Below are 502 nucleotides of genomic sequence, written 5' to 3'. Positions count from 1 at the left end.
AGTGTCATCCGTATGGATTTTTTGCGCCTCACGCACATACCGGCCAACGGCCTCCGCCAGCGGCTGCAGCAGTGCGGCGGACTCCCGAACCCACGAGGCCAGCGTTGCACGGTCCAGTTCAATGCCGGCACGTCGATAGATTCCTGCCTGCCGGTACAACGGCGTATGGTCGGCGTACTTGGCAACTACCACCTGCGCCAGCAGGCCGGCTGCAGCCATGCCGCGTGCGATCGGGCGCGACGGCGCCGCTTCCTGGACGACCTTCGCACAACGGCTGCAGCTCAGCCGGGGACGCACGTGGCGGATCACCCGGAAGTACCCCGGCACGTAGTCCAGCATCTCGGAGGCGTCTTCACCCAGCTTGCGCAGCCGGCCGCCGCATTCGGGGCAGTCGCAGTCCTGCGGCTTGTGCTCCACCACCTCACGGGGCAGGTGTGCAGGGAATTCGCGCGAGCGGCGGCGTAGTGGGACCGCCGGCGCTGTCGTGTCTACAGGTTCATCA

The 502-nt window shown here is 66.9% G+C and carries 1 protein-coding gene; it reads right to left on the bottom strand.

The genetic code is table 11. The features are described 5' to 3' along the window. Positions 1–417, bottom strand: a 417-nt coding sequence (locus P0D89_RS53995; RefSeq protein ID WP_408371524.1) for an IS66 family transposase, incomplete at its 3' end; no start/stop codon positions are given. Positions 418–502: the final 85 nt, after the last annotated feature.

This window comes from Paraburkholderia sp. RL18-085-BIA-A (assembly GCF_046027075.1).
Lineage (GTDB): Bacteria > Pseudomonadota > Gammaproteobacteria > Burkholderiales > Burkholderiaceae > Paraburkholderia.
The sequence above is the reverse complement of the archived record's forward strand: the minus strand, read 5'-3'. Positions and strand labels throughout refer to the sequence as shown.